Below are 13,279 nucleotides of genomic sequence, written 5' to 3' on the forward strand. Positions count from 1 at the left end.
TCAAGCTTGATAACCCTACGTAACTTTAACCGAGATATCGGGAGTCGATCCCATTCCCACCTGAGAGGGAAATATCGCGGCAAAAGTATCTGACCGTTGGCAAAAAATAACGATCACAAAACCCATGTAATCCCAGCTTACATCTAGGTGATGTGAAATCTTTTTCGCTTTTCAACACGGGTCGTCAGGAAGTGTAGCGGAATATTACAACGTCTAGATATTAACGTGTCAGAGCCATCATGGAATCACTTTAGGAAGATTATCAAGAAAATTTTCGATTGATCCCCAGACAAAATCCTTTTTTCTTCTTTTGCTTGCGGCACCAGAGGGGAACTAGGAACTGGGGTAGGTATGGAAATTCACCCGATTGTCCTCTCACACCAGCCTCTTGCGGATGCCCAAAGAGTGAGTAGCAAAAAAAGACAAACTGTGTCTTTCCGGCTGGAGGATAAAAGCGATCGCGTTTAAACTTCGCCCCGCCATTCCTATCTCTAATAAGTAATCCGCTCTCATAGAAAGGGCATATATCATACATTTTATACGCAAAAAGAATACCAAAACGAATACATTTATGTGCAGGGGGGTGCTACCCTCCAACCCATAGAGGGGAAATTTAAGGGAAGCTATCCGGTAGAAGTAGAAGGGAGGTACCCAGAGGGATGCCCTTAACATAACTGAGGTCTAAATGAAACTGGACTTAATTAGATTTTATAAAGCCTGTAACCCAGCCAAGACCCTAATCTTCTCGAAGCCGGAGGATCGTTCGTACTATATCGATTTTTCCTCTGTACGGGGTGGAAAAATCATTGAGGCAATTGGGCGAACTATTACCCGAATTTCGCCCGACGATCCTACCAGTCAGATGTTTACAGGGCATATCGGCTGTGGGAAATCTACAGAACTGTTTCGCCTGAAAGCCGACTTGGAGGCACAGAAATTTCATGTAGTTTATTTCGAGTCTGGTCAAGAACTAGACATGGCGGATGTAGATATCAGCGATATTTTACTGGCGATCGCGCGTCAAGTCAGCGAAAGCCTCGAAGAAATTCAGATTCGGCTAAAACCCAGTTACTTTGCCAATCTGTTCACTGAAATTAAAGATATCCTGCAAACTCCCATCGACGTTTCAGCTGAAGCCGAGTTATCCATCGGTATTGGCAGAATTACCGCCAAAACCAAAGACAGTCCCAAACTCCGGGATCAATTACGCCAGTATCTGGAACCTCGAACCGAAGGCTTTTTGAAAGCTATCAACGAAGAATTGCTAAAACGGGCGAACGAGGAACTGAAGCGACGTGGTAAAAAAGGGTTGGTGGTGATTATCGATAACCTGGATCGCCTGGATAATACTCGCCCCTTAGCAGGTTCGCAGAAACTTTTGCCAGAGTACCTGTTTATCGACCGAGGCGGACAGTTACGCCGCCTGAATTGCCATGTAGTTTACACAATACCCCTGGCATTGATTTTCTCAAACGATTACGAAACCCTGAAAAATCGTTTGGGGGGTGGGGTTGCTCCCAAAGTATTGCCAATGGTACCAGTGCGAAACCGAGATGGTAGTGACTGCGAACCGGGAATGACTTTGCTGCGAAAAATGGTGATGGCGCGTGCTTTTCCAGAGGTAGCGCCAGAGCAGCATCATTTGCTAATAACAGAGATTTTCGATTCTCCGGAAACCCTTGCCCGATTGTGTCGCGTCAGCGGCGGTCATGTGCGAAACCTCTTGGGATTACTCTACAGTTGTCTTCAGCAGGAAGATCCGCCATTTTCGCGCAGCTGTTTAGAGAACGTGATTAAAGAGTATCGCGATGACTTGGTGCTGGCCATTGATGAAGAGGAGTGGGATTTGTTGTTTCAAGTGGTGCAATTGCAAACTCTTAAGGGTGAGAAAGAATACCAGAGTCTGCTTAGAAGTATGTTTGTCTTTGAATATCGCGACGAGCAGGGGCGCTGGTTTGGGCTGAATCCGGCTTTGACAGAAACGCCCAAATTCATGTCTTTCGCGGCTATGAATGAGTTACAGTTCCAAAAATAAAAAGGCAAAAAAAGAATTTCTTCTCTCCTTCCAGTCTCCGGCGGGGAATGCCTAATGTGTTAAGCGAAGCTAACACATTAGGCGTCAGTTTTTTTTGGCTGCAAGAGGGGAGGCGTAGCCATGCTGCATCCGTTCTTAGTCGGAGGCTGGAAGAATACGAGGATAACAGTATCTGGATTCGGAGCGCGGTAAACTGTTTAAACTGGCTTGTAACCCAGAAGCCCCTGATAGTTAAAGAGATACCGCTATGAGTACGTTTTTATTGGAAGTTGGTACAGAAGAATTACCTGCAAATTTTGTGGATGCAGCGATCGCGCAGTGGCGATCGCGCATTCCTACAAGTCTTACTGAAAATAGCCTCACTAGCGAGAAAATTGAAGTTTACGCCACCCCCCGGCGTTTAGCCGTGCTAATTGAAGGTTTGCCGACTCAGCAACCGGATCGGGAAGAAGAAGTTAAAGGGCCACCAGCACAGGCGGCGTTTAAAGATGGCAAACCTACCAAGGCCGCAGAAGGGTTCGCTCGTAAGCTGGGGGTGGAACTCGATCAGTTGGAAATTCGCCCCACCGATAAAGGGGATTTTGTCTTTGTTCGCCAAACCATCCCCGGACGACCAACGGTTGAAATTCTCACACAGCTGGTTTGGCAATGGATTTTCGGATTAGAAGGGAAGCGGTTTATGCGCTGGGGAGATGGGGATCTGAAGTTTCCCCGTCCGATTGGCTGGTTGGTGGCTTTGTGGGATGACCAGGTGCTGCCAATTGAGATTGTAAATGGTTCCGAGACGATTAAGAGCGATCGCACAACCCGCGCTCATCGCGTCTTGCACCCCGAACTCGTGACAATTTCCCAAGCTTCAGATTATGTCAATGGTCTACGTTCTGCCTTTGTGGAAGTTGACCCCCAGGCGCGGAAAACCAAAATTCAAGAACAAGTACAGGCTGCTGCTAAAAAGCTCAATGGCTACTCTGAAATATACCCAGATTTGCTCCAAGAAGTCACTAATTTAGCTGAATTGCCTACAGCAGTTATTGGTAACTTTGACCCGGAATTCTTGAGTTTACCGCCAGAAGTAATTACTACTGTCATGGTGACTCATCAGCGTTATTTTCCAGTATTTAAAGATGAGAACAAAACCGAGTTAATCCCCTATTTTATCACAATCTCTAATGGTGATCCAGCCAAATCAGACATTATTGCTGAAGGCAATGGTCGAGTGATTCGCGCCCGTTTAGCTGATGGTCAGTATTTCTACAAAACTGATTTATCTCAGCCTTTAGAAAGTTATTTGCCCAAACTGGAAAAAGTCACTTTTCAAGAAGATTTGGGTTCGGTACGGGAAAAGGTGGAACGGCTGGGAAAAATTGCTAGCAGTATTAGCGAACAACTGCAATTATCAGCGGATGAGCGGCAGAATATCCAACGCGCCGCCTTACTTTGTAAAGCTGACCTTGTGACTCAGATGGTGGGAGAATTTCCAGAATTGCAAGGTGTAATGGGTCAAAAATATGCTTTGGCTAGTGGCGAATCAGAAGCGGTAGCAGCAGCAATTTTTGAGCATTATTTGCCACGAGGAGCCGGGGATAAACTTCCTCAAAATCTAACAAGTCAAGTTGTGGGGCTGGCAGACAGATTGGATACTTTAGTGAGTATCTTTGGGCTGGGAATGTTACCAACAGGTTCTTCAGATCCGTTTGCTCTGCGTCGGGCGGCAAATGCTGTTCTTAACATTACTTGGGCGGCAGATTTAGCTAACATTACTTGGGCGGCAGATTTAGCTATTAATTTGCATCAATTGCTGCAAGGAGCTGTGGCAGATTTTGTGGTGAAACATCCGAAAAATCAAGGTGAGAAGTTGTTACGTAATTTGCAGGAATTCTTCTTACAGCGCATCCGTAACTTGCTACAAGATGAGCGAAATATTGACTATGACTTGGTGAATGCGGTACTGGGAGAAAACGATCCGGAGTATACAGAACGGGCGTTAAAGGATTTATTGGATGTACGCGATCGCGCTTTATTTCTCCAAAGTATCCGCAATAATGGCAAGCTAGATGAAATCTACGAAACTGTCAACCGTTCTACTCGTCTGGCTTCCCAAGGCGATTTAGATAAAGTTGAGTTGTCACCATCGGCTGTGGTGCGTCCAGAATTATTTCAAAAATCATCGGAGCAAGCTTTCTACGATGCAATTGTGCAGCTAGTTCCCGAAACTAAAGCATCTCAAGAGCAGCGAAATTATCAGCAGCTAGTAGATGCTTTAAGTAAGATAGCTCCTACTGTTAGCACTTTCTTTGATGGTGCTGAAAGTGTTTTGGTGATGGATGCGGATTTGGAAATCCGCAAGAATCGTTTAAATTTGTTGGGGTTACTGCGGAATCATGCGCGGGTTTTGGCAGATTTTGGCGCAATTGTGAAGAGTTAGTAGAGGAGAAAAGAACCGCCTTGGCGTAGCCTGCGTTTTGCGCTTAGAGGCTAAGAGCGCGAAGTTAAGAAAAAGAAGGAAGTTATTAGAGTGAAAGAGGTTTTTAAATACCGTTATTGCGGTATGATGAGGGGTTGCGAAACTAGGGAATTTGTACGGCCAAGTTAGCTATGCCCATCGCTCATATTATCGGTTTGGGAAAGTCGGGAATTGCTGCTGCACGATTGTTAAAACGGGAAGGTTACTCGGTGACGGTAAGCGATCGCAATACCGCCGAAAGCCTGCACGAACAGCAACAACAGCTTGAGGATGAGGGAATTACTGTTAAGCTTGGCTATTCCCTGGAACTGGTTGGTACATTACCCCAGCTGATTGTCGTCAGTCCTGGCGTACCTTGGGATGCACCTTTATTAGTCCAGGCTAGAGAGTTGGGGATCGAGACAATTGGAGAAATGGAACTGGCGTGGCGATATCTCCAGTCTTGTCCTTGGGTGGGAATTACTGGTACTAATGGCAAAACTACGACAACGGCTTTGATTGCGGCGATTTTTCAAGCCGCTGGTTTTCATGCTCCGGCTTGCGGTAACATCGGCTATGCTGCCTGCGAACTAGCGTTATCCGAAACTCCTCCCGACTGGGTAATTGCTGAAGTTAGCAGTTATCAAATTGAGTCTTCTAATTCTATTGCTCCTAGAATTGGCGTTTGGACAACTTTTACACCAGATCACCTCAGCCGCCATAAAACTTTAGAGAATTACTACGACATTAAAGCGCGTCTGTTGCGTCAGGCGCGCCAGCAAGTAATCAACGGTGACGATGCTTATTTGCGAAAGAATGCACCCGATAGCTTTCCCAATGCTTGCTGGACGAGTGTAAAAGGCAAAGCTAAACTAATTGGCGATCGCGATGGGGGAGTTTACATCGAGGATGGTTGGGTGGTGGCTGGTGACGAACAAATTGTGATGACATCAGCTTTAAGAATGGTGGGAGAACACAATCTGCAAAATCTGTTGATGGCGGTAGCAGCAGCAAGATTGGCGGGAATTGAGAAAGAGGCGATTGCGATCGCGATCGCTAATTTCCCCGGTGTTTCTCATCGTCTAGAACACATTCGCACTCTGGCGGGAGTTGACTTTATCAACGACAGCAAAGCTACCAACTACGATGCTGCACAAGTCGGGTTAGCTTCTGTCAACTATCCCGCCATCCTGATTGCTGGTGGTGAACCCAAAGCTGGAGATGATACCAGTTGGATAGAGACAATTCAAGCTAAAGCCGCCGCTGTGTTACTGATTGGTAGCGCCGCAGATACGTTTGCAAAAGCGTTGGCTAGAGTTGACTATTCCAGCTACGAAATTGTAGAAACTATGGAGAGGGCTGTAGTCAGAGGTGCGGAATTAGCCGAGCAGCATGGTGCTAAAGTTGTTTTACTTTCTCCTGCTTGTGCTAGTTTCGACCAATATCAAAACTTTGAGGAAAGAGGCGACCATTTCCGACAACTTTGTCAGCAGCTAGCTTAGTTAGGTTCTTACCTTAAAGACCGTCGCACTGAGGCGCTGATTAAATCTACCGAAAAAGTGAGGACGAGAAAGACAATTAAAGTGGTGAAAAGACCTTTGTAGTCAAAGCTACTCAGTTGTTCCGCCAGCAAACGCCCTAATCCCCCAGCGCCTACTAACCCGACAATGACGGTAGAACGGATGCAGACTTCCCAACGGTAGAGGATGTAGGCAACAAATCGGGGCAGGGTGCGGGGTAAGATGCCATAGAGGAAGACTTGGGAATCAGTAGCGCCCAATGCTTTAAGCGAGGTTATTGGACGCTGTTCTAAATTTTCTACCACTTCCGCCATTAGACGACCTAGTATACCCAGGTTGTGCAGGGAAAGCGCGATCGCTCCGGGCAAAATCCCCGGAAATAATACAAATAGAAAGATTAATGCCCAAATGGGTTCGGGGACAGCACGAGCAACTAACAGCAGGAACCGGGTAACAAACAGCACAACATTTCCCCGGAGATCCCCCCTAGCCCCCCTTTTTAAGGGGGGTTTTAGATTCTCTACCGCCCCCCTTAAAAAGGAGGTTTTTAGATTTTCTCCCGCCCCCCTTATCAAGGGGGGTTGGGGGGATCTTTTTTCCCCAACTCCTCCCGACAACAGATTTTTTTCTCCCGCCCCCCTTATCAAGGGGGGTTGGGGGGATCTTTTTTCCCCAACTCCCCCCGACAACAGGAAATTATTTGCTGCTGGGAAGGAAAGCAAAATTCCTCCTAATCCAGCCCCAGCCATTGCCAGAATAGACATAGCCAGCGTTTTAGCAGAAAGCTCGAATAGCTGACTCAGCTGGCTGAAATCGGGTGGAAAAGCATCCTGAAACACTCCTGCCAAAAGTTGAAAGGTTCGCGGCGAATAAAGTTTAGAATAATCAGCTTGGACGTACCAGAAGGAGAATATTAGTAAAACCACAGTACCCAGAAATGACACCTTTACCACTGGGTCATTTTGGTAGAGAGGCTTTTTGCGCCCAGAAAGATTTAAGACGTTCAAATCTAGGCGAGAAGGCGCACCCAAGCGGCGACGCAGCATCGCACTCCAGAAATCGGTAGCACCAGTTAATAAAATTAAGGCAATTAAAAACGTCCACATCTGTTCGTAGCGCAGAGACTGGAGGCTGAGAAAAATTTGATACCCCAATCCACCAGCACCGATAATTCCCAGTACGGCGGCGGAACGAATCGAACACTCGAACCTGTAGAAAGCGTAGGAAAGCAAATTTAGAAAAGCTTGGGGAATCAGGCTATAAATGAAAGCATTCAGAGGTGGAACGCCGCTATTGAGGAGTGCCATTAGTGGCTGACGGGGCGTTTCGTCTAAAATTTCTGAGAATACTTTGGCAGTTATAGCACCAAAAGGAATAGCGATCGCCAGCACCGCCACCAGGGGATCTAGTCCAAAAATATTCACGAAAAACAATCCCCAAATTAACTCGTGAATTGCTCTTGGAATCGCCAAAACTCCTCTTACCACCAGCCAAGGCGATTGAGTTATTAGCTTCCTTTTTTGAGTTTTGAGTACCGATTCCCACCAAACTTCAGAAGAAAGAATACCAGCCGCCAAACCGATCAGTACGCTGAAGAAGGTGCCGCAAACCGCGTAAGCTAGTGTTTTAAAAGTGGCATCTAAAGTAAGCTGGAGAAATTCCCGGCTGAAGTCGGGATGGATAGCAGCAACCAGAAAGCGCCAAACCAGGTTCCAGCCTCCTTCGTTAATTAAATCCGCTTCAAATACGCCAGCTGAGTGCAACGACCAAACGAAGGATGCCAAAAACAGCAATCCCCAGAAAGTACGCCAGTTAAAAATGGAAGGGCGCTTGGGGAGGCTAGTTGGTTTGCTTTTGCTTGTCTGGGACACGGTTAAGATTTTGAACCGCAGAGGCGCTGAGAACGCAGAGGAATTTTTACGAATGGATATAGCATTAGTTGTTGGTTTTGTACAATTCCTCAATCATTGCGTCGGACAGTGCTGCTGCTTGTGTATCAAATAAAATACGTCCCTGTCGCAAACCGATAATTCGCTGGTAATGACTCCGGGCAAATTCTATCGCGTGGACACTGGTAACTAAAGTTTTCCCCGTTTCTACACTCAACTGGCGCAATAAGTCCATAATCTCGCGGCTGCGTTCGGGGTCGAGGCTGGAAATTGGTTCGTCGGCAAGAATAGCGGTAGGATTTTGCACGAGGACGCGCGCGATCGCTACCCGTTGCTGTTGACCGCCAGAAAGTTGATCTGTGCGTTCATAAAGCTTTTCCGGAATCCCGACTTGCGCCAAAGCTTTTGCTGCTGTCTCGACTTCCATTGGATAAATCAGCGAAGCCGCAGCTTTTAGAAACGACCAGCGCCCTAGATGTCCAGCATTGACGTTGTGAATTACCCGCAGATTCTCTACTAGATGAAATTGCTGGTAAATCGTACCAATTTGTCGCTGGACTTGGCGCAGCAACTTCGGGCGAAGCTGGGCGAGGTTGCGACCAAGTACCCTTACTTCCCCGTCGCTGGGTAGTAGCGTGCCGTTCAGCAAGCTAATCAGGGTACTTTTCCCCGCGCCGCTGGAACCAACCAGGGCGACGCGATCGCCTGCCCAAATCTGCAAGTTAATATCAGCGAGAGATTCAAAGCGTCCAAATTGCTTAGAAACGTTTTTCAGTTCAAATACTGGCGCAGATGAGTTCATTTCTCTGCTTAGTTTGCTATCCATTTAGTCATGAGATAGCGATCGTGATCTTTAAAACCAACCTTCCGATATAAGTTTTGTGCTGCTGTATTTTTCTGCTCGACTTCTAAATGGAGTGCTTGAATTCCCAGAGAAGGGCAAACAGTTTCTATAAACTGAATTACGCTCATGCCTACCCCTTGCCCGCGATAACTTTCTCGGATATAGAGTTCATCAATAAATCCATCACGCCCTCGAAATTCCAAACTGTAGCCAAAGGTAAGGACAACGTAGCCAATCGCTTCGTCGCCATGCTGGATCAGCCACACTCGTCCTAGAGAATCATCATGCAAAATATTCGCCAGCGCTGTGCGAACAATGGATTTATCAAATTTTAGGTGTTCAAACTCGTAGAACTCTCGTATAAACTGTAGGAGAGTTTCAGTATCCGATTTTTCTGCAATTTTAAAGTTTGTTTCTGTCATTTACATCACTTTATTTTGCCAATCTTCCGACCAATATCCTCAATTTGAGCATAGTTGGAATTTTGGGTTGGAATAAATTTAGTTGCTTGTAAAAGGCCGAGAATTTCTTTTTGCTCTGGTACGTTGGGGTCTAGTTTTAAAAAGGCGTTTTGCACTTTTTTAACAAAATCCTCGCCATAGCGCTGTTTAACATCGGGGTGAATTACCCAGTGATAGTCGTAGTAGGAGGGTGTCTCCCATAGGACTTCTACTTTGTTCAAATCTACTTCTTTCGCATCAACTCGCTTTTTCCAGACGCTTTCGTTGACAGCACCAGCATCAAAACTACCTACTTCCACTAATTTGATTGTCTTATCGTGGTCGCCAGAAAAGCCGACTTCGCCTTTAAAATCTTCTAGTTTCAAACCTGCTTGTTGCAGGAAATATTGCGGCATCAAACGTCCCGATGTGGAGGATTCGCTGCCGAAGGTGAAAGTACGACCTTTGAGTTGTTTTAAATCAGCAATATCTTTAAATGGCTTCAACCCGGTTTTTTTGTTAGCGATGAAGAGACTATGGAATTTCTCGTCAATATCGCGTTGCGCGATCGCTTCCGCACCTGGTACTTGCAAGCGTGCTTGCACCCCAGTCAATCCACCAAACCAAACTAAATCTAAATCCCCCACTTTAAATGCGGTGACAGCTGCGGTGTAGTCTGTGACAGGCTTATATTCTACTGGCACACCCAATTCTTTCTCTAAATAGGTGGCTAACTTGTCATATTGACGCTGCAACTTTTGCGGATCTTGATCTGGAATTGCCCCAATTTCTAGAGCTTGTTTTGCCTGATTTGACCCAGTCGCCACTGATCCAGATGGGGAAGGCGAACAAGCCCCTAGAGACAGCAACAACAAACCTGACAACAAGACTTTTTTCATATCTGATTTGAACTTCACTCTTTGCCAGAAGATAGTGTAAACGATGCTGGTAGCTTTATGCCAACATTAACGCAAGTTTTCCCATACTTTATTGTTTTATTAGGGCAGGCAGTATGCCAAAATTAACCCAAGTGTCACAGATTTAAGCAATGGTTTGGGCAGATGGGCAGCTGTTGCATGGCGGGCGATATATTATCAAACGGGTGCTGGGAGAAGGTGGCTGTGGCATCACCTATTTGGCTAGGGATAAAAAAGGGAATGCTGTCGTCATCAAGACGCTGAACGATAGAGTATTGAATAAACGCGAATTTACGACGTATCGAGACAAGTTCAATCGAGATTTTGAGAAAGAAGCGCTACGCCTAGCCGTGTGCAGACACCCGCACATTGTAAGGATTGAAAATGCCTTTTCTGAGGGGCAACTACCTTGCATAGCAATGGAGTATGTTGAGGGAGAAGATTTATGGCAGCGCGTTAGTCAGCAAGGCGTACTGTCGGAAACCGAAGCATTAAAATATATTCGACAAATTGGTGAAGCGCTAATTTTCATTCACGATAGAGGCTTTTTACATCGGGATGTGAAGCCGTCTAATATTATGGTGCGTACTGGAAAACTAGAAGCGGTGCTAATTGATTTTGGCATTGCACGAGAATTTATTCCAAATTTGACGCAGACTCAGACGCAAACTTTTACTCCCGGTTTTGCACCTATCGAACAGTATGCACTGCAAGCGAGACGCGGAGAGTATTCGGATGTTTATGCACTGGCGGGAACGCTTTACTATCTGCTTACCCAAGAAGTGCCGCTACCTGCTCCCGCTAGGGCTGCTGGCATTCCCTTGGATGCACCGCAGCAAATAAATCCCAATATTTGTAATATAGTTAATCGGGCGATTCTTCAAGGTTTGGAGTTTCAGCCAGAAAATCGTCCTCAATCGGTGCAGGAGTGGATAGAGTTGCTGACTTTAAATACTCCTACTTCTGGGCAAGAATTATCAAATATTAGCCCAACTTTAAGGCAATCTAAAGCAAGTTACACTCCTACTAACCAGAATATTTTAACTCACAGGCAAAGTTTATCTTTCGGGATAGATTACCGTAATTTACAAGCTCATTTAGCGCTAGGAAAGTGGAAAGAAGCGGATGAGGAAACTGCGGCACTCATGCTAAAAATAGCCGGTAGAGAAAAGGAAGGCTGGCTGAGAGTTGAAGATATTAAAATGTTTCCCTCAAAAGACCTTCGTTTAATTGACACTCTTTGGATAAAGCACAGTAAGGGACGCTTTGGTTTTAGCGTACAAAAGCATATTTGGGAAAGTATAGGCGGGACGAAAAATGCCAATTATGAAATTATGTGTAACTTAGGCGATCGCTTGCAATGGCGGATAAACTCTTGTTGGGTTGACTATGAGCAATTTATGTTTGATTGCGTAGCTCCTTTGGGACACCTCCCCAGTGGCTATGTTTTTTGTGAGGTTGGTTGGTGGGTGGGTTTGCTAAATCTTTTTTATCGTCTTAGTTCTTAGTCAATTGTCCGACTCCCACTCTATTTTGCTGTTGATGGGGGATGAAAAAGGAAGGTTGTCCTGTCTTTGTTGTTAGGTTAAAAAGTTGAAACCTGACAAGGTTTGATGACTAATAACTAATAATAAAATCAAACAAATAGTGAGCCATTTGTAATTTACTACAAGGCTCAATCTCTACTTTGTGTCCTTGGTTGTCTAGAAATATAGCTTGATTGTTGTCGCTGCCAAAACCACTATCCGGTTTATCGATAGGATTGGCAACAATGGCATCTAATTTTTTCCTGTGCAACTTTTCCAAAGCTGGCGTTACGATATCTCCAGTTTGAGCCGCAAACCCAATTAACTTTTGATGAGGCTTTTTAAGAGTTGCCAATTCTGCGACGATATCCGGTACAGGTTCGAGGGGTAAGTTTGTTGGAAGTAAACGCTTCGGCAATTTTTCTGCACTATACTCGGCTGGTTTCACATCCGCCACAGCTGCCGACATTATTATTACATCGGCATTGGAAAAATGCGATCGCATTTCCTGTTCCATCTCTTTTGCACTGGTGACAGAAATCGCTTGCACCCCCAATGGTACATCCCAAGCGGCGGGTGCGCGAACTACCGTCACCCCTGCGCCTCGATGCAGTGCAGCTTGTGCCAATGCTAATCCCATTTTGCCAGTAGAGGGATTTCCGATAAAGCGCACCGGATCTAAATGTTCTCGTGTTCCCCCAGCACTAATTAAAACTCGCTTCCCGGCTAAATCTCGCTTGCCTTTTGCGTGCAATAATGATGTTATATTCGGCAAAATTTCCGCCGGTTCTGCCATCCGCCCAGCACCAACGCGATCGCAAGCCAAAAGTCCGGCACCAGGCCCCACACTGTGGTAACGTTTATCTGTCAACAACTGTTGCCAATTGCGTTGTACCGAAAGCTGTTCCCACATATCCGTATTCATTGCAGGTGCCAACAGCACGGGACAACTGGAAGCTAACACGGTATTGGTGAGCAAGTTGTCAGCTAACCCATAAGCCAACTTACCCAAAGTATTAGCTGTCAGGGGAGCAATAACAAAAACCTCTGCCCATTCCCCCAACTCAATATGCAAGGGGCGTTTGTGTGGTTGCCAAAAGTCCTCATCTGTATAAGCAGGATGACGAGACAGGGTTGCCACCGTCAAGGGCGTGATAAATTGACAAGCAGCATCAGTGAGAATTGCTCGAACTTCCACCCCGGACTTAGCAAGCGTTGAAATAACCTCACAAACTTTATAGGCGGCGATACCGCCGCCTATACCAATTAGAACCCGTCTATCTGACAATTTTGGATTTTGGATACTCCCCTTATCAAGGGGGGGTAGCAGGGGATCAGATTTGGGATTGTCGGGTGATTCCATTTCGGATTAGACAAAGCTACGACGTTAACGGCGATTATCTTTGTGATGACCATCCAACCCCAATCTAAAATCTAAAATTGTTAGGCTTCATCGTAGGGTTGTAAATCCAAGAGGTAGATGTATGGTTCAATTAACTCTGGACGCTGAAATGCGATCGCTCGCAGCAAATGCCAATCATCCAACCCTTCAAAAGGATTGTTGTAATCATCTCGCTCCAAACGTACAGCCAGTTGTTCCACGTCTGTCATCGTCAGAGCCGAAATTTCCCGTTCGGAAATGCTAACAGTTGCCATTGACCGCGC

Annotated in this window: 10 protein-coding genes; 4 read left to right on the forward strand and 6 right to left on the reverse strand. The window is 45.9% G+C overall.

All coding sequences use genetic code 11. The features are described 5' to 3' along the window. Nucleotides 1-685 precede the first annotated feature (685 nt). The 3 genes from NDI42_RS03505 (at nt 686) to murD (ending at nt 5,980) form a co-directional block, all read left to right on the forward strand. The gene (locus NDI42_RS03505; protein WP_190451366.1) at nt 686-2,035 is read left to right on the forward strand and encodes a P-loop NTPase fold protein; all 1,350 of its coding nucleotides are present in this window, start codon (nt 686-688) and stop codon (nt 2,033-2,035) included. 247 nt (nt 2,036-2,282) lie between these two features. Further along, nucleotides 2,283-4,460 carry a glycine--tRNA ligase subunit beta gene (gene glyS / locus NDI42_RS03510; protein ID WP_190451368.1) on the forward strand — a complete coding sequence of 726 codons (2,178 nt, stop codon included), beginning with the start codon at nt 2,283-2,285 and terminating at the stop codon, nt 4,458-4,460. 170 nt (nt 4,461-4,630) lie between these two features. Then, nucleotides 4,631-5,980 carry a UDP-N-acetylmuramoyl-L-alanine--D-glutamate ligase gene (murD, locus tag NDI42_RS03515; protein WP_190451370.1) on the forward strand — a complete coding sequence of 450 codons (1,350 nt, stop codon included), beginning with the start codon at nt 4,631-4,633 and terminating at the stop codon, nt 5,978-5,980. 8 nt (nt 5,981-5,988) lie between these two features. Here the strand turns inward: murD and NDI42_RS03520 are convergent, their stop codons facing one another. The 4 genes from NDI42_RS03520 to NDI42_RS03535 all read right to left on the reverse strand — a co-directional run bounded on the left by NDI42_RS03520 (nt 5,989) and on the right by NDI42_RS03535 (nt 10,070). Then, the gene (locus NDI42_RS03520) at nt 5,989-7,869 is read right to left on the reverse strand and encodes a PhnE/PtxC family ABC transporter permease (protein WP_313930654.1); all 1,881 of its coding nucleotides are present in this window, start codon (nt 7,867-7,869) and stop codon (nt 5,989-5,991) included. A gap of 64 nt (nt 7,870-7,933) precedes the next feature. Then, nucleotides 7,934-8,689 (reverse strand): phosphonate ABC transporter ATP-binding protein, encoded by a 756-nt coding sequence (locus NDI42_RS03525; RefSeq protein ID WP_190451372.1) that lies wholly within the window; start codon nt 8,687-8,689, stop codon nt 7,934-7,936. Between the two features lie 8 nt (nt 8,690-8,697). Next, nucleotides 8,698-9,153: a GNAT family N-acetyltransferase gene (locus NDI42_RS03530; protein ID WP_190451374.1), complete on the reverse strand. Its 456-nt coding sequence runs from the start codon at nt 9,151-9,153 to the stop codon at nt 8,698-8,700. A gap of 5 nt (nt 9,154-9,158) precedes the next feature. Next, a complete protein-coding gene (locus tag NDI42_RS03535) occupies nt 9,159-10,070 on the reverse strand; it encodes a putative selenate ABC transporter substrate-binding protein (protein ID WP_190451376.1) in 912 nt (303 codons plus the stop codon). Nucleotides 10,071-10,219: 149 nt separating this feature from the next. On the opposite strand from NDI42_RS03535, the gene NDI42_RS03540 reads away from it, so the two are divergent. Further along, a complete protein-coding gene (locus tag NDI42_RS03540) occupies nt 10,220-11,596 on the forward strand; it encodes a serine/threonine-protein kinase (RefSeq protein ID WP_190451378.1) in 1,377 nt (458 codons plus the stop codon). A gap of 109 nt (nt 11,597-11,705) precedes the next feature. Here NDI42_RS03540 and coaBC read toward each other — a convergent pair whose 3' ends face one another. Continuing rightward, nucleotides 11,706-12,977 (reverse strand): bifunctional phosphopantothenoylcysteine decarboxylase/phosphopantothenate--cysteine ligase CoaBC, encoded by a 1,272-nt coding sequence (coaBC, locus tag NDI42_RS03545; RefSeq protein ID WP_190451379.1) that lies wholly within the window; start codon nt 12,975-12,977, stop codon nt 11,706-11,708. A gap of 80 nt (nt 12,978-13,057) precedes the next feature. Continuing rightward, the gene (gene isiD / locus NDI42_RS03550; RefSeq protein WP_190444045.1) at nt 13,058-13,270 is read right to left on the reverse strand and encodes a protein IsiD; all 213 of its coding nucleotides are present in this window, start codon (nt 13,268-13,270) and stop codon (nt 13,058-13,060) included. Nucleotides 13,271-13,279: the final 9 nt, after the last annotated feature.

It is taken from the genome of Funiculus sociatus GB2-C1, assembly GCF_039962115.1.
In the GTDB taxonomy this organism is placed as follows: domain Bacteria; phylum Cyanobacteriota; class Cyanobacteriia; order Cyanobacteriales; family FACHB-T130; genus Funiculus; species Funiculus sociatus.

Coding starts and splice junctions, on each gene's coding strand:
- NDI42_RS03505 (WP_190451366.1), top strand. CDS start 686: ATGAAACTGGACTTAATTAGATTTTATAAAGCCTGTAACCCAGCCAAG.
- glyS (WP_190451368.1), top strand. CDS start 2,283: ATGAGTACGTTTTTATTGGAAGTTGGTACAGAAGAATTACCTGCAAAT.
- murD (WP_190451370.1), top strand. CDS start 4,631: ATGCCCATCGCTCATATTATCGGTTTGGGAAAGTCGGGAATTGCTGCT.
- NDI42_RS03525 (WP_190451372.1), bottom strand. CDS start 8,689: ATGAACTCATCTGCGCCAGTATTTGAACTGAAAAACGTTTCTAAGCAA.
- NDI42_RS03530 (WP_190451374.1), bottom strand. CDS start 9,153: ATGACAGAAACAAACTTTAAAATTGCAGAAAAATCGGATACTGAAACT.
- NDI42_RS03535 (WP_190451376.1), bottom strand. CDS start 10,070: ATGAAAAAAGTCTTGTTGTCAGGTTTGTTGTTGCTGTCTCTAGGGGCT.
- NDI42_RS03540 (WP_190451378.1), top strand. CDS start 10,220: ATGGTTTGGGCAGATGGGCAGCTGTTGCATGGCGGGCGATATATTATC.
- coaBC (WP_190451379.1), bottom strand. CDS start 12,977: ATGGAATCACCCGACAATCCCAAATCTGATCCCCTGCTACCCCCCCTT.
- isiD (WP_190444045.1), bottom strand. CDS start 13,270: ATGGCAACTGTTAGCATTTCCGAACGGGAAATTTCGGCTCTGACGATG.